Source organism: Janthinobacterium agaricidamnosum NBRC 102515 = DSM 9628, assembly GCF_000723165.1.
Classification (GTDB): Bacteria; Pseudomonadota; Gammaproteobacteria; order Burkholderiales; family Burkholderiaceae_D; genus Janthinobacterium; species Janthinobacterium agaricidamnosum.
On record NZ_HG322949.1, the window covers coordinates 4,975,568 to 4,993,893 of the forward strand.

An 18,326-nucleotide genomic window follows, 5' to 3' on the forward strand; every position below is an offset into this window, starting at 1 on the left:
CCTTTACAGCGCCACGCCGCGCGCCGCCAGTGCCGTCCGCACGCCTGCGCCGTAGGCCGGGTCGGCCAGGTCAAAGTGCGCCAGCTGACGCTGCAGGGTGTGCGGCTGCACCTGGCTTAACGGACCGGCCAGGTTGTCGAACAGGTTTTGCTGTTCCTGTGCCGGCAGCAAACGGAACAGATTGCCGGCCTGGGTGTAGTCGTCTTCCGTGCCGCGGCCATCGAAACGCCCTGCTTCGCCATGCAAAGCCAAGGTCCCTTCGCCATGGCCCAAGCCTTGCGGACGGCTGCCGGCCGCTTCGACGGTGGCGTAGTTTTGCGCCGCGCCGCCGTTATTGATCGCCATCGCGCCATCGCGCTGCTGGTTGTGGAATGGGCAGCGCGGCGCATTCACCGGCAAGTGCTGATGGTTGGTGCCGACCCGGTACAACTGGGCGTCGTGGTAGGCGAACAAACGGCTTTGCAACATTTTGTCCGGCGAATAAGACATGCCCGGCACCGCATTGGCCGGCGACAAGGCTGCCTGTTCGACTTCGGCGTGGTAATTGGCCGGGTTGCGGTTCAGTTCGAACACCCCGACCGGCAGCAGCGGGAAATCCTGGTGCGGCCAGACCTTGGTCAAGTCGAACGGATTCCAGCCGGTACGCGCTTCCCATTGCGCCAATTGTTCTTCGGTCGCCACTTGCAGCTTGACATCCCATTGCGGGAATTCTCCGCGTTCGATCGCGCCGAACAAGTCGCGCTGCGCGTAATCCGGATCGGCGCCAGCCAGCCGGCCCGCTTCGGCCGCGCTCAGGTTCTTGATGCCTTGGCGGGTCTTGAAATGCCATTTGACATAGACTCGCTGGCCATCGGCATTGATCAGGCTGTAAGTATGGCTGCCAAAACCGTCCATGTGGCGGTAGCCGTCCGGCGTGCCACGGTCGGAAAACAGCATGGTCACCTGGTGCAGGCTTTCCGGCGCCTTGCTCCAGAAATCGAACATCATTTCAGGCGACTTCAGATTGCTTTGCGGATCGCGCTTCTGGGTGTGGATAAAGTCGGGGAACTTGATGCCATCCTTGATAAAAAATACCGGCGTATTGTTGCCGACCAAATCCCAGTTGCCTTCTTCGGTATAGAAACGCAGCGCGAAGCCGCGTGGGTCGCGTTCGGTATCGGCGCTGCCGCGTTCGCCGCCCACGGTCGAAAAGCGCGCGAACGTCGCGGTCTGCTTGCCGACTTCGCTGAACAGCCTGGCCTTGGTGTAGGCAGTGATATCGTGCGTCACGGTGAACGTGCCGTAGGCGCCGGATCCCTTGGCGTGCACCACGCGCTCAGGAATCCGCTCGCGATTGAAATGCTGCAATTTCTCAATCAGGTGGAAATCTTGCAGCAGCAATGGACCGCGCGGGCCGGCGCTGACAGAGTTTTGATTGTCGGCAAGCGGGATGCCGGATGCGGTGCTGAGTGGTGGCGGTTTGCTCATGGCTGTTTCCTTGTTTGTTGATCGGATGAGTTGATTCTAAACAAGCGAACAACAAAGGAAAAGATAATTACTTTCATCGGATCAATAGCTATTAACAATGATCCGATGCGCACAGCCCATCCTCTCGGCCAGGCATACCCGCCCTGCCCCGAGCCGTCTCAGGCTACTGCGCCGCGCTGCAACTCCGGCGCCGCCAACTCACCTCGCCTGCGCCAGAAATAAATTGCGAAACAAACAGACACCAGCGCGAGTACTATGCCAAATTCATCAATAAAGTATTTACTATGACTATTTTCCTGCGTCAGCGATGTAAATAGCGTTTGAATAAATAAATTATGACTGGCATGAAGCATGACTGCGGGCCACAAACTCTGTGATTTCAAACTGAACCAGTTAACAATGAAGCAACCGCTTATTAACATGACGGTAAAACAGCCCAACCCATACCATGCCGGGGCGCCGTTATTATAATCGCCAAAAATCAGTACCGGGACATGGTACAGGGTCCAAATGACACCCGTAAACAACGATAAATTGGTATAACTTGTGATCTTGCTCAATTGAGGCACAAGAAATCCTCTCCACCCGATTTCCTCCCCCAAAGCAGTAGACATTCCGCCAAAAATTCCAATGACACCCTGGAATACAAAATACAATGCTATAAAAACACCATGCGGAAGATTACTCCATCCTAATGATTTAGCTGTTTCCGTGACAAACTTTTCATTATAAAAACCACCCCAGCCACAGCTCCATATAATAATATAAGTTATTGAAGAATATATTAATGGCGTCAGATAAGCCCATAAATGATATTTCGGCTCCCCCCATTGCCAGGCCAAGCCTGATATTTTAATATTAAAAATCCTGCAGGTAAGGTAAGTTGCCAACGCAGGACACCACATGATTCCATAAATGTATGTTCTAGGAAATTTCCCTGATTGAATGATCAGAAAATCGAATATTGCACCTAACGCAAAGGTGATCAATAAGAAAGTGGCAATGGTCTTGCGGATTTGATGAGCGGATTTTTTCATTTTTCAATTAAATTAATCAAACAAGAATGCATGGTCATCAACCAGCTCCGTCAACTGCGTGGTGTTCTTGAAGGAACATGACAGCTACCCTTGCAGGCGAGTGGAATGGGCCTCTCTCACATGCCTTAATATCACTCCCCCTGAAAAAGGTTCAGCTTTTCATTGCATGAATCGATGCAATTTTCGGCTATCCGCGTTCAGGCAAGCGTTCAGGGCAGGCGGTAGCAAGGCCGCCATGGACGTTGTCAGCCGCTCGCGCCCGACTCGTCCTCCAGCATGTGCGCCACTTGCCGCAACCAGTCGCCGGCCTGATGGCGGTTCCACACCAGCGCCACTTGTTCGGTACATTCAAAGGCGCAATCATCGACCTGGATGCGCCGCAAACCGGTATCGGCCAAGGCAAAATCGGGCAGATACGCCAGCGCATCGCCGGCCTTGACGAAGCCCAACAGCAATTGCAAGTCGTCGCTCCAGTAACGTATCTTGCGCGGCAATTCATCGTCGCGCCAGCCGTCGGAACGCGGGCCGCGCCGGGCGCCGCAAAACAGCGAGCGCGACGGGCTGGCGAAGTCATGCCGCAACACCTCGGCGCTACTGGTGTGCAACAAGCGCTCGCCGTCCGACGACAATTGCCGTACCAGTGGATGGTTCAGACCCGCCACCAGGTGCAGCGTGACGCTGCCGAGCGGCGTGGTGTGCCATTCCGACGACCAATGTTCAGCGCGCCCGGCGACCACCTCGCCGGTCACCAGCGCCGCATCGATATCGCCGCGCGCCAATGCGCCCAGCGCTTCTTCCTCGAACATGGCCAGCATGCGCAAGCTGCCTTGCGGATAAGCGCGCAAGGCGTTCGACAACATGTGCCCATGGCGCCACAGCAAGATCGCCGGCCCGCCGATGCGGCAATCGAGCGATGCCTTCTCGCCCATGATGTCAGTCTTGGCCTGGTCGGCCAGCGCCAGCAAGGTGGCGGCGCGGCTCAACAGCAATTGGCCGCTGTCGTTCAATACCAGTTGTTTTGCGGAACGGTCGAACAGCGGCGTGCCGAGGCTGTCTTCCAGCCGTTTCAGCGCCTTCGATACGGCCGATGGCGTCAAATGCATTTCCAGCGCGGCGGCGCCCAGCGATGGGCGGCGCGCGGCGCTGACAAAAATGCGCAAGTCAGACAAGTTCATGATGTCCTGATGGGATACGAATAGTGAATTTAAGTTGCTTTACCGGATATCAAATGCGTCCTACCATCATACCATCCCGATTCTTTAGCGAGACCAACCCCATGACGACACCGCGCAGCCTGACCCAGCGCCAGTGGATTTACCGCAAGCAGCCGCTGGCTGAAATCACTCCCGAACACTACCAGCTGGTCGAACAGAGACTCGATACCAGCCTGTCCGCCAACGAAGTGCTGATCGAGGCGCGTTACTTCAGCGTCGACCCGTATATGCGCATCGGCCAGTCCAGCAAGCCGACCTACGACAGCGACGCGCATCCGCTCGATACCGTGCAAGCGGGCACGGTGGTGGCGCAAGTGCTGGTTTCCAGCAGCCCCGCGTTTGCGCCGGGCGACTGGGTCAGCGCCTACAGCGGCTGGCAAACCCACGCCAAGGTCAATGCAGCGGGATTGACCTTGATCGACCCGCAACAAGCGCCGGTGACCACCGCGCTGGGCGTGCTCGGCATGCCCGGGCGCACCGCGTGGTTCGGCCTGACCGAGTCGGGCAAGCCGCACGCCGGCGAAGTGGTGGTGGTGTCCGGCGCGGCCGGCGCGGTCGGCTCGCTGGTGGCGCAATTCGCCAAGCGCCACGGCGCGCGCGTACTGGGTATCGCCGGCGGCGCCGCCAAGTGCGACTGGCTGCGCGACACCTTGAAACTGGACTGGGCCGTCGATTACAAGGCGTTTGCCGACGCCGACGCGCTCAGCGCCGACATCAAGCGCCTGACCGGCGGCGTCGACGTGTATTTCGACAATGTCGGCGGCATCATCACCGACGCGGTCATTCCCCTGATCAACCGGCGCGCGCGCATCGTCATTTGCGGCCAGATCAGCCAGTACAGCGGCGGCCTGGAAAATCCGCAACAGGGACCGCGCCTGCTGCACCATTTGCTGTACCAGCGCGCCACCATCCAGGGCATGCTGGCGCGCGACTACCTGCACCGGATGGATGAAATGCGCCGCATCGTCGGCCCCTGGGTCAAGGCCGGCGAGATCATTTTCGAGGAGACCATCATCGAAGGTTTTGAACAATTACCGCACGCACTGAACTCGCTATTCGGCGGCGAGCACCGCGGCAAACTGATGGTGAAAGCATGAAGAAACGCCTATTGATGCTATGCGGCGCGCTATTGTCGCTGAACCTGTCGCTGAACGCGCTGGCGACCGACGCAGCCATGCCGGGCATGAACATGCCAGCCGCAAACGCACGTAACATCGCCATGCCGACCTGGGGCACACATGGCATGGCCATGTTTGGCGGCAAGAACGCCCTGTATGCGACGCACTTGCCGATGCCCCATCCGCCGCACGACTACCAGGTCATCTTCACCTTCCATGCCGCCGATCAAAAGATCGATGCGGCGCTGCGCCAGCGGCTCGAAGGCAAGACCGACTTATGGACCATCGCCCCGGAAGAATTCGAGCTGAACCGATTGTCGCCGGAATCGAAAAATCCGCTGAAACAATTCAAGGCCGACGTGGTGCTGGGGCATTTCGAACAAAACGGCAAAACACAATACAAGGACGTCACCATCGTGGTCGAAAAAGTGGTGCTGTACCTCAAACTGTAAAGCTATATCGTTCGGCAACTCTCCTTAGCTGTGAAACAAGTATTACATAGTGGACACCATTGCTTATTGGCGTAGCAAAAGATACAGTGGGAAACAGCATGGCACCCAATAAAACATCGTTGATGCCATGCGACGCTAATCATTAAAAATACATTCACACGCCCATACACAAATCAAATGAAAACAAGATTATCCATTTTGGCATTAACGACGCTGGCAATTTTTGGCAGCGCATCGGCACAAACCACGACGCATGCCAGCACGGCAGCGAATCACAAGGAAGCAGTGGCGCCGACCTATTTGAAGGCGGTCAGATTAATCAATTTGCCCAATGGCGATTGCACGTTTGAATATGGCAAGCTGGAAACCGAGGTGCATCTTCCGGCAACCCATTTCTTCGCGCAAACCAGGGTGGAGGCGTATCAGAAAGTCGCCCATCCCGCGCCGCGCATGCAATACGTCGTCACCTTGAATGGCAAACTGAAATTCAAGGTCAGCAATGGCGACACCTTTATCATTGAACCGGGCACCATTTTGCTTGCCGAAGATGTCAAAGGCAAAGGCCACACCTGGGATCTGGTGGACGGCGACAAGTGGGAGCGTTTATACATTCCCATCCCGGCCGGCGCGGACGACCATTTTATCGCGGATACAAAATAAAATAGCTGACAGTTTTTATATTTGACGATCATCGGCTTGAAGCCTGGAGTGGAAATTCCAGGCTTTTTTATCATCCTGAATACACTTATTCCATGACCTGTTCTGTTCCCGCCATCCCCCCGCCCTATCAGGGCTTGTGGCGGCGCACCGGCATCTTCCGCAGCGACGGCCGAATCGACTTGACGACCAGCGTCTGGTGGTTCCAGTCGGCCCGCTTCCATATCGACGTGCGCATTCCGCAAGACCGCCCACGGCTGGCGCAAGCAGCCGCGCTGGCCAGCCTGCCGCCGGGACAACTGGTGCTTTTCGGCGCCCAGAGCGGCTTCGCCGGCATCACCGTGGTCGACGGCGAGCGCTGTGAGTGGCGCCCGGAAATCGCCTTCCCCGCCATCAGCGCCGAACTCGACGCCGGCCTGATGCGTTTCGACACGCCCGACAACCTGCATGAAGATGGCCTCGACGCCAGCTACCAGGAAGACTGGCTGCGCGTGGCGACTGGGCCGATGACCGGCATGCGGCTGGAAAGCCTCGATGACTCCGGCAAAGTAGCCTACCTGATCGCCAGCGCAGACTGGGCGGCCTGGGCCTGCGGCGATGCAAGCGGTCACTTTCCGGCGACGGCGGGAAACCAGTTTTCGCTGCTGCGGCGCACACGCGGGACGAGCAGTTGGCGCATTGTCGAGTCGAATCATTCTTGGCTGGAAAACAGTACGATCTTCACCATGCCCGACATCACAAACTGTTTACCCGGCCAACACTTCGCTTTTCCGATACAAACTGCCAGCCAATGGCGTATCAGCGCTATCGCATAAACCACCGCATCATTTGTCATGTCGCTAACTAGTCAGTCTCTAAAACACATATCATAGTGTCATTATCTTGTCATAAACAGTTGCTATCTTTCTATCTTCTTTCAACAGAGCCGGATCGATCACATGACACGCAGAAAATTTTCCGCCGCTGGCGCCAGCATGGCGATTGCCCTGATGCTGGCCGCTTGCGGCAGCGATTACCAAAAGGAAGCGGAGGTAGCGCCCAAGAACGTTATTTTCTTCCTCGGCGACGGCATGGGCTTGACCACGATGACCGCCGCGCGGATTTATGCGGTCGGCGAGGATGGCGAGCTGGCCATGGATACCTTGCCGGAAACCGCCTTCGTCAAGACTTACTCCAATGATGCGCAAGTGACCGACAGCGCGCCATCGATGGCGGCCTACATGACCGGTATCAAGATGAACAATGAAGTCATCTCGATGTCCCAAAACACGCTCGCCATCGATCCGGCAAATGATGCGAACGGCAACAAACTGGCCAATCATTGCGGCGCCAGCAACGGTACGCCAGCCACCACGCTGCTGGAACTGGCAAAATCGAAAGGCTTATCGGCCGGTGTCGTCACCACCACCCGCATCACCCACGCGACGCCGGCGGCGACCTATGCGCATATTTGCCACCGCGACCTGGAAAACGACATTGCCGCGGCGATGGTGCCGGGCGGCGCCGGTTACAACAGTGCGCTGGGCAGCAGCGGCCTGGAGGTGGTCTTGGGCGGCGGCAAGCAATTCTTTACCCCCGCCAAGGATGGCGGCAAGCGTTCGGACGGCCGCGACCTGGTCGCCGAAATGAAAGCCCAAAACTACACCGTGGCCAGTAACGCAGCCGATTTCAACGCGGTCGATGCCGGCAAGACCGAACGCCTGTTCGGCTTGTTCACGTCCAGCCACATGAGCTACGACCTGGACCGCGATCCGGCCAGGGAACCGAGCCTGTCCGACATGGCCACCAAGGCGATGGAGGTGCTGGCAAAAAACAAGAAAGGGTATTTCCTGATGGTGGAAGGCGGCCGCATCGATCACGCGCTGCACGAAACCACCGCCAGGAAGGCGCTGCAAGATACCGTCGCATTCGACAACGCGATCAAGGCCGTTATCGCCAAGGCCAGGCTGGCCGATCCGGACTTGAAAAACACCTTGATCGTGGTCACCGCCGACCATGACCACACGCTGGTGTTGAACGGCTACGCCAAGCGCACCGGCAAGACCGCGGCAGGCAATCCGGGCGTGCTGGGCGTCGTCAAAAACTATGTCACCGGCAATGTCGAAAAAGACCTGGATGGCGCACCGTACCCGATCATCGGTTTCGGCAATGGCGAAAACCGCACTCAGTCCAGCCGGGCCGCGATGGCCAGTCTCGATGACACCGTCACCAGCGCCAATACTTACCACCAGGAAGCCGTGATACGCGTATCGGCCGGCAATGAAACCCACGGCGGCACCGATGTCTTCCTCGGCGCCATCGGCAGGGGGGCCGACACTTTCCTCGGCACCATCGACAACACCAGGGTGTTTAGCCTGGTCAAAAACGCCGTCGGCCTGTAATTGTCGATCTGTAATTGTCGATCCGTACCACACGAACACTGGATAATGACCATGAAACCTGTACTGAAACTGTCCCTGCCGGGCCTGGCGCTGGCCGCTTCGTTCGCCCCTGCCGTCCACGCCGCCGATGCCAGGAACGTCATCTTTTTCCTCGGCGACGGCATGGGTCCGGCCACCGTGACCGCCGCGCGCATCATGCAATACGGCGAAACCGGCAGCCTGACGATGGATACGCTGGAACGCACGGCGCGCATCAAGACTTACTCCAACGATGCGCAAACCACCGACAGCGCACCGTCGATGGCGGCCTATATGACCGGCGTCAAGATGAACAATGAAGTCATCTCGATGTCGCAAAACACCGTCGCCAGGGAACCGGGCAAGGATGCCAACGGCAACCTCGGCATCGATCATTGCCCGGCGCAAAACGCCGCCAACGGCACGCCGGCCAGCACCATCCTGGAATTGGCCAAAGCCAAGGGCAAGGCGGTCGGCGCGATCACCACCACCGAACTGACCCACGCCACGCCGGCCACCACCTTTGCGCATATCTGCAACCGCAATGCGCAATATGCGATCGCCGCGCAAAGCGTGCCGGGCGGCGCCGGCTACAATGCCGCGCTGCTCGATGGCGTCGATGTCTTGATGGGCGGCGGTCGCAACCATTACACGCCGTTTTCCGCCACCAACAAGAATGGCCGCGCCGACGGCCGCAACCTGTTGACGGAATTCGCCGCCAAGGGTTACACCGTGGCGGCCACCAAGGCCGACATGGTCGCCGCGCCGAATAACAAGAAATTCATCGGCTTGTACAGCAGCAAAAGCCATCTGGAATATGAACTGGACCGCACCGCCACCCCACCGCTGGGCGAAGGCGCGACCCAGCCTAGCCTGGCGGAAATGACCGTCAAGGCGATCGACTTGCTGTCGCAAAACGCCAATGGCTATTTCCTGATGGTCGAAGGCGGCCGCATCGACCACGCCTTGCACGGCATCAACGCCAAGCGCGCACTGGTCGACACCATCGCCTTCGATAACGCCATCAAGGCCGCGCTGGACAAGATCAGGCTGACCGACCCGACGCTGGCCGACACGCTGATCGTGGTCACCGCCGACCACGACCACACGCTGGCCTTCAACGGCTATGGCAAGCGCGGCAATCCCATCCTCGACATCAACCGCGACTACAAGACCGGCCAGCCGAGCAAGGATGCCGACGGCAACACCTACACCACGCTGGTATTCGGCAACGGCCCGAACCGTCCCGCGCTGCGCGGCAATGTCGACAGCGCCACCGCACTGGGCGACAACTATCTGCAAGAAACCGGCGTGCGCCTGGCCAGCGAAACCCACGGCGGCGGCGACGTGAAACTGTTCGCCACCGGTGCCGGCGCGAAAACCTTCAAAGGCACGCTGGATAACACCAAGGTATTCGGCTTGCTGAAAAACGCGTTCGGTTTGTAACCGCCCATCGATGACAGCGGCGGCCTTGCTGCGGCGAGACCGCCCGCCCCGTTGCGCTTGAAAGGCAAGACATGAAATGGTCCGTGTTATTAGCGACATTGCTGGCCGCCAGTGCCGCCAGCGGTATGGCCCGGGCCGCCGCGCCTGCGCCGGATCTCGACTTGGCGATCACTTATTACAGCCGGGTGCTGACGCCGGAAGGCGTGACCCGCGAAAGCCGTTACCAGGAAAGAATGCTGCGCCGTCCCGGCCATGTGTGGACCGAGCGGGTATTGCCGAAATCAATAGAAGAAGAGCCGGGCGGCAAGCAGAAAGTGTCGCTGAAACAAGAACATCAACACAAGGAATTCAATTACGTGGTGCTGCCGCGCCATGTGATGCTGGCCAAAAACAAGGTCAGCGTCGAATATATTGATGCCCATGAAAAACAAGTGATCGCGGTACCCAAGGCCGAATACGGCAACGTCAATTTCGATGGTTCCTGGGACAACGCCTTTTATTTGCTGGCCCCGGAACTGGTCGCCGCCATGCCGCTGGCTAAACAGCCGTCCGGCGTGCCGGGCGCGCGCTGGCACGAGGTGGAAAAAAACGGCGTGTTCCAGCGCATCCTGTGGAATGGGCAAAAGCAGATTCCGCTGGTGATCGAAAGCGGCGACAAAGGCAACAATTTTTACCGCCGCGTCGAGGTGAGCGTGCAGGCCGCTACCCGCCACGACTTGCCGTGGATGAAATTAAAAGCTTACGGTCAAAAGGAATATTCCGACTTCCTCGACTGACGCTGGCCCCTCCCTGACGGGCTCGCCACCATGGCTTGAGATCCGTCATGGTCGACGGCCCCGCATAAAAAACGGCGGCAACATCATCATGTTGCCGCCGTTGTCGCCTGGGTCCAACCACCCGGCATTGACGCCTAGGCTGCGGCCTTCTTGGCCGGGGCTTTCTTGAGCGCCGCTTTTTTCACCGGCGCCTTCTTCACGGCAGCCTTCTTGACGGCCGCCTTGGCTGGCGCCGCTTCGCCTTCGACGCCATCGTCGGCCGCTGCGGCCTTGCCCTTAGCCGCGCCCGACTTGGCTTTGCGTTCTTCAAACTCGAAGCTCACCTTGCCATCCTTGGCGCGCACCAGGAAAGCCTTGAACGGCCGGCGGGTACGCTGCGAAATAAAACCCGGCAACAAGTCGGTCTTGCCATCGTTGAGCAATTTTGCCATTTGTTCCGGCAAGATTTCTTGCTGCAAGATGATGCGGCCGCTGCGGAAATCGCAGGTTTTCGGTTTCGCGACGCTGTTTTCGCATACATAGGCCAGGCCCATTTCGTAGACGCCGGCGGCGCACTTCGGACACGGTCCGAGCGCGGTCTGGCCGGTGAAATCGACGCCTTCGCCATCTTCACCTTCGCCGTCGTTCTGGCCAAAGTCGAATTCCAGCTTGAAGTTCTTGATCTCTTCATCGCGCACGATGCGCAAGATGGCCGCGAACGGACGGCCCATTTTCGAACGGAAACCTTGCAGCGGCCCGATGGTGCGTTCTTTCAGCAATTCCTCGACTTCGGCGATTTCGAACTGGCGCGAACCCGGCGTCTTGCTCATCGAGAATTCGCACTTGGTGCACCCAAAGCGGCGATAGTTTTCCTTGACCACGCTGCCGCAATTCGGGCATGGCGTGTGCAAGGTCGCATAGTCGCCCGGTATCGTGTCGTTGTCGTATTCCTTGGCGCGCTTGACGATGATTTGGGTCATCTGGGCGATTTCGCGCATGAACTCGTCGCGCGAAATCTTGCCTTTTTCCATTTGCGACAACTTGTATTCCCATTCGCCGGTCAATTCCGGCGCGGTCAATTCGTTGACGCCGAGGCCGCGCAGCAAGGTCATCAATTGCGACGCCTTGGCGGTCGGCATCAATTCGCGGCCTTCGCGGATCAGGTAACGTTCGGTCAGCAAGCCTTCGATGGTGGCGGCGCGGGTGGCTGGCGTGCCCAGGCCCTTGCCGGCCATCGCATCGCGCAATTCATCGTCGTCGATCAGTTTGCCGGCGCCTTCCATGGCGGACAGCAAGGTTGCCTCGGTGTAGCGCGCTGGCGGCTTGGTGACCAGGCCGTTGGCGCTGACTTTTTCCGTCTGTACTTTTTCCCCTTTGGCGACCGGCACCAGGTTGCCGTTGGCATTGCCTTCCTTGTCGTCGTCGGTCGATGCTTCCTTGCCGTAGATCGCCAGCCAGCCCGGATTGGTCATGACCTTGCCTTCAGTCTTGAACTGGTGGCCGGACACTTCGGTATAGCGGGTGGTGACCTGGAATTCAGCCGGCGGGAAGAACACCGCCATGAAACGGCGCGTCACCAGGTCATACAGCTTTTGTTCCGGCTCGGACAGGTTTTTCGGCGCGATGGTGGTCGGGATGATCGCAAAGTGATCCGAAATCTTGGTATTGTCGAAAATACGCTTGTTCGGCTTGACCCAGCCCTTGTCCAGGATTTGCTTGGCAAACTGGTGGTAGTTATTACTTTGCATAACCGTTTCCAACGCTTGCTTGACGGTCGGCATGTAGTCTTCCGGCAAGTGACGCGAATCGGTACGCGGGTAGGTCAACACCTTGTGCTTTTCATACAGCGCTTGCGCCAGGCCCAGCGTATTCTTGGCTGAAAAGCCGAAACGCGAGTTCGCTTCGCGCTGCAAGCTGGTCAGGTCGAACAGCGCCGGCGCCATCGAGGTGGTCGGTTTCGATTCCTCGGTAACATTGCCCTGGCGGCCGCGGCAAGCAGTGGCGATCGAGTCGGCGGCGGCCTTGCTCCACAGCCGTTCGGCGCGTTTTTCCGGATCGGTTTCGTCTTTCTTGAACTTGGTGTCCAGCCAGCGGCCTTCATAGATACCGGCCGCGCAGACGAATTCGGCGCGCACTTCCCAGTAGTCGCGCGGCACGAATTTCTTGATCTTGTCTTCCCGTTCGACCACGATCGACAGCGTCGGGGTTTGCACCCGGCCCACGGTGGTCAAATAAAACCCGCCCTCTTTCGAGTTGAACGCGGTCATCGCGCGGGTGCCGTTGATGCCGATCAGCCAATCGGCCTCGGAACGGCAACGGGCCGCGTCGGCCAGCGGCATCATTTCTTCATCGCTGCGCAAATGGGTGAAGCCGTCGCGGATCGCGCCTGGCGTCATCGATTGCAGCCACAGGCGCTTGACCGGTTGCTTCGCTTTCGCGTTTTGCGCGATCAGGCGGAAAATCAGCTCGCCTTCGCGCCCGGCGTCGCAGGCGTTAATCAGGGTGGTAACGTCCTTGCGCTTGATCAGCTTGTTTAATACTTTGAGCCGCGCTTCCGTCTTGGCGATCGGATTCAGCGCGAAATACGGCGGGATCATCGGCAAATGGGTAAAACTCCATTTGCCGCGCTTGACGTCGTGCTCTTCCGGCACGGCGATTTCCAGCAAGTGACCGACTGCCGACGACAGCACGTATTGGTCCGATTCAAAGTACTCATCGTGCTTGGTAAAGCCGCCAAGCGTCTTCGCGATATCGTTCGCGACAGAAGGCTTCTCGGCGATGATGAGGGTTTTGGTCATATATTTAGGTCTCTCAAGGTGCTCTGGGATAGGTTCAGCATGCGCATCATACAGTGCATCGCAAGGCGTCGACACTTTTCCATACACGGCACAGGGTAACTTACAGTCTTGTCAAGCGGCCAATGATAAGCGGGTTGGCGCTGAATCCGCAAGTGCGCCACCAGTGCGATGCGGCGTCATGCGGCATATCGCCTACAGTATGGCAAGCAGGGAACGCTGGGGCTGTCGCGGGGAAGCTATTGCGGAAAATCAAGGCATGTCAACGCACGGATACGCGTCACCATCCTTGCCACTATTAATGCAGCAGGCGCGGCGCCTGTTCATCGTCGCCGCCAAACAGGTCGTCGAACATCAGCGCGTCCGGTTCCTTGCCCTGGCTCCACAACAGCATCAGCACGATGACTTTCAGTTTGCCGAGCGCCACCGGCGATTCGTCCAGCGCCAGCGCGCGTTCGATGACGATTTCGCGCTGCAGCGGACTGAGCACCTTGGCGCTTTCGAGGAACTGGATAAAACCGATCGCGGCCGTGCCCAGCACGTCGCTTTCTTCTTCGACATAAAAGCGGGTGCCGGTCGACGACGCCGTCAACGAATGCTCGACGCCAGCCATCGCGGTCAAGTCGGTCAGCCACACCAGCGCCTCGGAAATCTCCACATCGTCAAAACCGACGGCCGACAGTTTCTTCGCCAATGCGGCCGGTTCAGGGCAGGCATCGGGGCGGTAATACGTTTCGTAGAGATATACAAGGATGTCGAACATGGCTCTACTCTATCAGTTAAGCTCGCTTAGGCACAAGCCCTGCGCCATCGGCGATTCAGATACGGCAGCGTTGAAACATGCCACCAGGTAATTTTTCCAGCAAGCCAGCCAGCTCCAGGTTCAGCAACTGGACCAGCACCGCAGCGGCGTCCTGCCCGGTGCGGGCCGCCAGCGTGTCGGCGTCGGCCGGATCATGGCCCAGTGCGGCCAGCAAGCCGGCGTCTTCCAGTGCGCAGCTTGCTTCCGGCACAGTGCCTTGCACATTAGTATGCACCATCGCTTGCATTTCCTGCAATACATCACCAGCTGACTCGACCAGCTTGGCGCCCTGTTTAATCAGCGCGTGACAGCCTTTGGCCAGCGCCGAATGGATCGAGCCGGGGATCGCAAACACGTCGCGGCCCTGCTCGCACGCCAGCCGCGCTGTGATCAGCGAACCGGACTGGGCCGCCGCCTCGATCACCAGCACGCCGCGGCACAAGCCGCTGATCAGCCGGTTACGGCGCGGAAAGTTGCCCGGCATCGCAGGCAGCCCGAGCGGATATTCGCTGATGAGGCAGCCTTGGTCGGCGATGCGGTGCGCCAGCGCCAAGTTACGGCGCGGATACACGATATCGATGCCGGTGCCGATCACCGCCACCGTCGAACCGGGCCCGGCCAGGCCACCGTGGTGCGCCGCCGTATCGATCCCCAGCGCCAGCCCGGACACGATGGTCAATCCAGCCAGACTGAGCGCTTGCGAAAACGCCGCCGCATTGGCCACCCCTTGTGCGCTGGCATTGCGGCTGCCGACCACCGCCAGCGCCGGGCGCGCCAGCAAGTCGATACGACCTTTGATGTAAATCAACAAAGGTGGATCGTGGATTTCAAGCAACAGTTTCGGATACGCGGCATCGGCCAGCGTCAGGATCGCATTGCCGGGCTGTTGCAGCCAGGCCAGCGTGTGCTCGACCGATAATTGCAGCGCGGGCGGCGCCGCGCCGCACAAGCCGCGCGCCGCGCTCTCCGGCACGATCGAATGCAGCGCCTCGAAGCCGGCTTCGAAGATGGCGTCCGGCAAACCGAAACGGGCCAGCAAGGCGCGCGCGGCCACCGGCCCGATGCCGGCGCTATGCTGCAAACGCAGCCAGGCGGCCAGCTCGTGCTCGGTGATGGATGGCTGCCTGGTCTCCGTGGCAGCCACGGCGATGTTACTCCGGTGAAAGAACGGCGTCGCCGACTTGCACCGGCTCCGTCACTTGCATGATCAAGCCATACGAAATACGCTTGAACACACGGAAGATAAATACAGTGCCATATTGCTCGTCCGGCAATTTGACGGTCGGATTGCGCAGGCCAAACAAACCTTTGCTGGCGGTCGGATCGCTGACCGTCTGCCCTTCATGATACAACTGCAGCACAGCGCCGCTATCGAGTCCGTCAACAACACCGCGATTGACGGTGACGATCTGGTTTTGGCCGGCATGGGTAACGCCGCCGTAAATCGACATGATGCGTCCATCGATCTTTTGTTCGGGCGGGTGCGGCACGTAATTATTGAACGGCACCGGCGGCGTGGCCAGCAGGTAATCGCCGGCGCCCATTTCCTGCTTGGCGCTGCCGACGATGAAGGTATGGATATCGGCCGGCGCCCTGGCGGCGGTCTTTAAATTGATGCTGCCTAAATAATAGGCTTCATAACCGAGCACGGCGCCGCTGACCGGGTCTTTCAACGCCTGGCCGGGACGGAACACCTGGAAGGCGTTGCCGCCATTTAAGTCGCCGCGCACATACGCCTTGTCGCCGCGCCCCAGGAAGACATGGTTTTCCTCGGTCGCGACGATGCGCGGCGCGTGGGCCAATTCATCCTTTTCGATCACCAGCGGTTGCGACAGGAACGGTTCGATGACGCTCGGCGCGATCGCCGGCACCGCATCCTTGCCCAAACCTTCGGTGCGCAGTTGCGGCGACAGGCGTTGCTCCGGAGGCAAGGACGCCGCATCGCTGGCGGCGACCGGGCTGCCCAGACGCAAGCGCCCGGCGCTGCGGTCGAAATAGACGATCTGGCCCGGATAAATCCAGTGCGGGTTGCGGATTTCTGCGCGGTTCAAGCCCCATACCTGGCCCCAGCACCATGGATGTTCCAGAAACTGGCCGGAAATATCCCACAAGGTGTCGCCCTTGACCACCACATGCTGGTCCGGCGCATTCGGCAAGAAGGCGCACGTGGCGGCCTGCGCGCCGGTGCACAAGGCCAGTGTAAAAAGCGCGGCAGCCACAATGCGCGGCCCGACTGTGCTAAAATTTTCCATTAACAGATCCGATAAGTGCGCCGAAGTGTCCGGCATGGATGGAAAGCGCGAAACGCCTCCAGCTTGAACTGTATCACCCGGTGACCGATAGCGCAGGTAAAACCCGGTCCTGCCAGCGATAAAAATTGCCGAACTGAATCAAATTTTGCCCACAAAAATTTGCACTGGCAAGCGAACTGGCAAAATAAACAGCGCGCTGCTCACGCTGTTGCCTGTGAGGCCCTGACCAGCACTGGATTGTTTCGCAACAATGCCCGACCCGGTCCGATACAAGCCCGCACTGTTCTATACTTGATCGTGTAGTCACCACTACCAGCAACCAGCAACCATTAGCCGAAATTAGCCGAATTCGTATGTCCATTTTAAATATCCTGCGTTACCCCGATCCGCGCCTGCACACGGTCGCCAAACCCGTCACCGTATTCGATGAGAAACTGGCGGCGCTGGTCGCCGACATGGCGGAAACCATGTACGACGCCCCCGGCATCGGCCTGGCCGCGTCGCAAGTCGATGTGCACCAGCAATTGCTGGTGATCGACATCACCGAAACCAAGGATGCGCTGCAAGTGTTCATCAACCCGGAAATCATCTGGGCCAGTGAAACCAAGCAAGTCTACGACGAAGGCTGCCTGTCGGTGCCCGGCGTGTACGACGGCGTCGAACGGCCGGCCGAAGTCAAGGTGCGCGCGCTCGACCTGCACGGCAAACCGTTCGAAGTGGCGGCCGACGGCTTGCTGGCGGTGTGCATCCAGCATGAAATGGATCACTTGCTGGGCAAGGTGTTTGTCGAATACCTGTCGCCGCTGAAACGCAACCGCATCAAAACCAAGATGGTCAAGGAAATCCGTGGCCTGGAACGCGAAGCCAGCCTGCGCGCGCAAGGCCGCCGCTTCTGATTCCGCCGGCCCGGCCCATGGCGCCAGCCGCGGACCGGGCAAAACGCGCACTGCGCAAAGACACACCAGGGAATAATATGAAAGTGATCTTCGCGGGCACGCCCGAATTCGCCGCCACCGCCCTCAAGGACTTGCATGAAGCGGGTTTCGAGATCCCGCTGGTGCTGACCCAGCCGGACCGCCCGGCCGGACGCGGCATGCAACTGCACGCTTCGGCCGTCAAGCAATATGCGCAGCAGCATGGCATCGACGTCTTGCAGCCGCTGTCGCTGCGCATGGACAGCAAGGACCCGCAACGCGCCGCCGAAGCAACCATCGCCCATCAACGCTTGCTGGCCACCGACTACGATGTAATGGTGGTCGCCGCCTATGGCCTGATTTTGCCGCGCAGCACGCTCGAGATCCACCCCTGCATCAATATCCACGGTTCGCTGCTGCCGCGCTGGCGCGGCGCCGCGCCGATCCACCGCGCCATCGAGGCCGGCGACGATGAAACCGGCATTACCATCATGCACATGGATGAAGGCCTGGATACCGGCCCGATGCTGGCGATCGAACGGGTGACCATCGAAGCGGCCGACTCGACCGCCACGCTGCACGACAAGCTGGCGGCGCTGGGCGGCAAGATGATCGTCAATACCTTGCGCAAGATGCGGCAAGGGCCGCTGGAAGCCGTGCCGCAACCGGAAGCGGGCATTACCTACGCGGCCAAGATCGGCAAGGAAGAAGCGGCGCTCGACTTCAGCCTGCCGGCGCTGGAACTGGGCTTGAAAATCCGCGCCTTCAATCCCTTCCCCGGCGCGCACGGGCAAATCGGCGGCGTCACCGTCAAGCTGTGGGCCGCCGAAGTGATCGAGGCCGACAGCAAGCAGGCGCCGGGACAAGTACTGGCGGCCGACGCCCAGCACGGCATCGTGGTGGCCTGCGGCAGCGGTTCGCTGCGCCTGACCGCCTTGCAAAAGCCGGGCGGCAAGCGCTTGCCGGCGGCCGAATTCATCAAGGGCTTTGCGCTCGACGGCCTGCGTTTCTCATAAGA

The 18,326-nt window shown here is 59.3% G+C and carries 16 protein-coding genes; 9 read left to right on the forward strand and 7 right to left on the reverse strand.

Features of this window, described 5'->3' with window-relative positions:
* Positions 1–3 precede the first annotated feature (3 nt).
* The 3 genes from GJA_RS21395 to GJA_RS21405 all read right to left on the reverse strand — a co-directional run bounded on the left by GJA_RS21395 (position 4) and on the right by GJA_RS21405 (position 3,679).
* The gene (locus tag GJA_RS21395) at positions 4–1,467 is read right to left on the reverse strand and encodes a catalase (protein ID WP_038496344.1); all 1,464 of its coding nucleotides are present in this window, start codon (positions 1,465–1,467) and stop codon (positions 4–6) included.
* Between the two features lie 158 nt (positions 1,468–1,625).
* Positions 1,626–2,504 carry a CPBP family intramembrane glutamic endopeptidase gene (locus GJA_RS21400; protein WP_038496347.1) on the reverse strand — a complete coding sequence of 293 codons (879 nt, stop codon included), beginning with the start codon at positions 2,502–2,504 and terminating at the stop codon, positions 1,626–1,628.
* 245 nt (positions 2,505–2,749) lie between these two features.
* Entirely contained in the window at positions 2,750–3,679 is a 930-nt protein-coding gene (locus GJA_RS21405; RefSeq protein WP_038496350.1) for a LysR family transcriptional regulator, read from the reverse strand.
* Between the two features lie 101 nt (positions 3,680–3,780).
* Between GJA_RS21405 and GJA_RS21410 the strand changes: the two genes are divergently transcribed.
* The 7 genes from GJA_RS21410 (at position 3,781) to GJA_RS21440 (ending at position 10,566) form a co-directional block, all read left to right on the forward strand.
* A complete protein-coding gene (locus GJA_RS21410; protein ID WP_038496353.1) occupies positions 3,781–4,815 on the forward strand; it encodes an NADP-dependent oxidoreductase in 1,035 nt (344 codons plus the stop codon).
* Complete coding sequence (locus GJA_RS21415) at positions 4,812–5,288, forward strand: hypothetical protein (RefSeq protein WP_051781211.1); 477 nt, start codon at positions 4,812–4,814, stop codon at positions 5,286–5,288. The genes GJA_RS21410 and GJA_RS21415 overlap by 4 nt, the downstream gene beginning before the upstream one ends.
* A 177-nt stretch (positions 5,289–5,465) precedes the next feature.
* The gene (locus GJA_RS21420; protein WP_038496356.1) at positions 5,466–5,948 is read left to right on the forward strand and encodes a cupin domain-containing protein; all 483 of its coding nucleotides are present in this window, start codon (positions 5,466–5,468) and stop codon (positions 5,946–5,948) included.
* Between the two features lie 92 nt (positions 5,949–6,040).
* Entirely contained in the window at positions 6,041–6,760 is a 720-nt protein-coding gene (locus GJA_RS26335) for a hypothetical protein (protein ID WP_144241615.1), read from the forward strand.
* A 123-nt stretch (positions 6,761–6,883) separates the two neighbouring features.
* Positions 6,884–8,326 (forward strand): alkaline phosphatase, encoded by a 1,443-nt coding sequence (locus tag GJA_RS21430; protein WP_038496359.1) that lies wholly within the window; start codon positions 6,884–6,886, stop codon positions 8,324–8,326.
* Positions 8,327–8,377: 51 nt separating this feature from the next.
* Positions 8,378–9,790 (forward strand): alkaline phosphatase, encoded by a 1,413-nt coding sequence (locus GJA_RS21435; RefSeq protein ID WP_038496362.1) that lies wholly within the window; start codon positions 8,378–8,380, stop codon positions 9,788–9,790.
* A gap of 71 nt (positions 9,791–9,861) precedes the next feature.
* Positions 9,862–10,566, forward strand: coding sequence for a hypothetical protein (locus tag GJA_RS21440; RefSeq protein ID WP_038496365.1), 705 nt, complete (start codon positions 9,862–9,864; stop codon positions 10,564–10,566).
* 134 nt (positions 10,567–10,700) lie between these two features.
* Here the strand turns inward: GJA_RS21440 and GJA_RS21445 are convergent, their stop codons facing one another.
* The 4 genes from GJA_RS21445 to GJA_RS21460 all read right to left on the reverse strand — a co-directional run bounded on the left by GJA_RS21445 (position 10,701) and on the right by GJA_RS21460 (position 16,394).
* Positions 10,701–13,343 (reverse strand): DNA topoisomerase III, encoded by a 2,643-nt coding sequence (locus GJA_RS21445; protein ID WP_038496368.1) that lies wholly within the window; start codon positions 13,341–13,343, stop codon positions 10,701–10,703.
* A gap of 295 nt (positions 13,344–13,638) precedes the next feature.
* Positions 13,639–14,103 carry a Smg family protein gene (locus GJA_RS21450; RefSeq protein ID WP_038496371.1) on the reverse strand — a complete coding sequence of 155 codons (465 nt, stop codon included), beginning with the start codon at positions 14,101–14,103 and terminating at the stop codon, positions 13,639–13,641.
* A gap of 55 nt (positions 14,104–14,158) precedes the next feature.
* The gene (gene dprA / locus GJA_RS21455; protein ID WP_051781217.1) at positions 14,159–15,286 is read right to left on the reverse strand and encodes a DNA-processing protein DprA; all 1,128 of its coding nucleotides are present in this window, start codon (positions 15,284–15,286) and stop codon (positions 14,159–14,161) included.
* Between the two features lie 7 nt (positions 15,287–15,293).
* A complete protein-coding gene (locus tag GJA_RS21460; protein WP_038500696.1) occupies positions 15,294–16,394 on the reverse strand; it encodes a LysM peptidoglycan-binding domain-containing protein in 1,101 nt (366 codons plus the stop codon).
* Positions 16,395–16,747: 353 nt separating this feature from the next.
* On the opposite strand from GJA_RS21460, the gene def reads away from it, so the two are divergent.
* Together def and fmt are read left to right on the forward strand one after the other, a co-directional pair.
* Positions 16,748–17,290 carry a peptide deformylase gene (gene def / locus GJA_RS21465; protein WP_038496374.1) on the forward strand — a complete coding sequence of 181 codons (543 nt, stop codon included), beginning with the start codon at positions 16,748–16,750 and terminating at the stop codon, positions 17,288–17,290.
* Between the two features lie 77 nt (positions 17,291–17,367).
* On the forward strand, positions 17,368–18,324 hold the full coding sequence (fmt, locus tag GJA_RS21470; RefSeq protein ID WP_038496377.1) for a methionyl-tRNA formyltransferase: 957 nt from the start codon (positions 17,368–17,370) through the stop codon (positions 18,322–18,324).
* Positions 18,325–18,326 lie beyond the last annotated feature (2 nt).

Bases quoted from the DNA above. Each gene is read 5' to 3' on its own strand.
- GJA_RS21395 (WP_038496344.1), bottom strand. From the start codon at position 1,467: ATGAGCAAACCGCCACCACTCAGCACCGCATCCGGCATCCCGCTTGCC.
- GJA_RS21400 (WP_038496347.1), bottom strand. From the start codon at position 2,504: ATGAAAAAATCCGCTCATCAAATCCGCAAGACCATTGCCACTTTCTTA.
- GJA_RS21405 (WP_038496350.1), bottom strand. From the start codon at position 3,679: ATGAACTTGTCTGACTTGCGCATTTTTGTCAGCGCCGCGCGCCGCCCA.
- GJA_RS21410 (WP_038496353.1), top strand. From the start codon at position 3,781: ATGACGACACCGCGCAGCCTGACCCAGCGCCAGTGGATTTACCGCAAG.
- GJA_RS21415 (WP_051781211.1), top strand. From the start codon at position 4,812: ATGAAGAAACGCCTATTGATGCTATGCGGCGCGCTATTGTCGCTGAAC.
- GJA_RS21420 (WP_038496356.1), top strand. From the start codon at position 5,466: ATGAAAACAAGATTATCCATTTTGGCATTAACGACGCTGGCAATTTTT.
- GJA_RS26335 (WP_144241615.1), top strand. From the start codon at position 6,041: ATGACCTGTTCTGTTCCCGCCATCCCCCCGCCCTATCAGGGCTTGTGG.
- GJA_RS21430 (WP_038496359.1), top strand. From the start codon at position 6,884: ATGACACGCAGAAAATTTTCCGCCGCTGGCGCCAGCATGGCGATTGCC.
- GJA_RS21435 (WP_038496362.1), top strand. From the start codon at position 8,378: ATGAAACCTGTACTGAAACTGTCCCTGCCGGGCCTGGCGCTGGCCGCT.
- GJA_RS21440 (WP_038496365.1), top strand. From the start codon at position 9,862: ATGAAATGGTCCGTGTTATTAGCGACATTGCTGGCCGCCAGTGCCGCC.
- GJA_RS21445 (WP_038496368.1), bottom strand. From the start codon at position 13,343: ATGACCAAAACCCTCATCATCGCCGAGAAGCCTTCTGTCGCGAACGAT.
- GJA_RS21450 (WP_038496371.1), bottom strand. From the start codon at position 14,103: ATGTTCGACATCCTTGTATATCTCTACGAAACGTATTACCGCCCCGAT.
- GJA_RS21460 (WP_038500696.1), bottom strand. From the start codon at position 16,394: ATGGAAAATTTTAGCACAGTCGGGCCGCGCATTGTGGCTGCCGCGCTT.
- def (WP_038496374.1), top strand. From the start codon at position 16,748: ATGTCCATTTTAAATATCCTGCGTTACCCCGATCCGCGCCTGCACACG.
- fmt (WP_038496377.1), top strand. From the start codon at position 17,368: ATGAAAGTGATCTTCGCGGGCACGCCCGAATTCGCCGCCACCGCCCTC.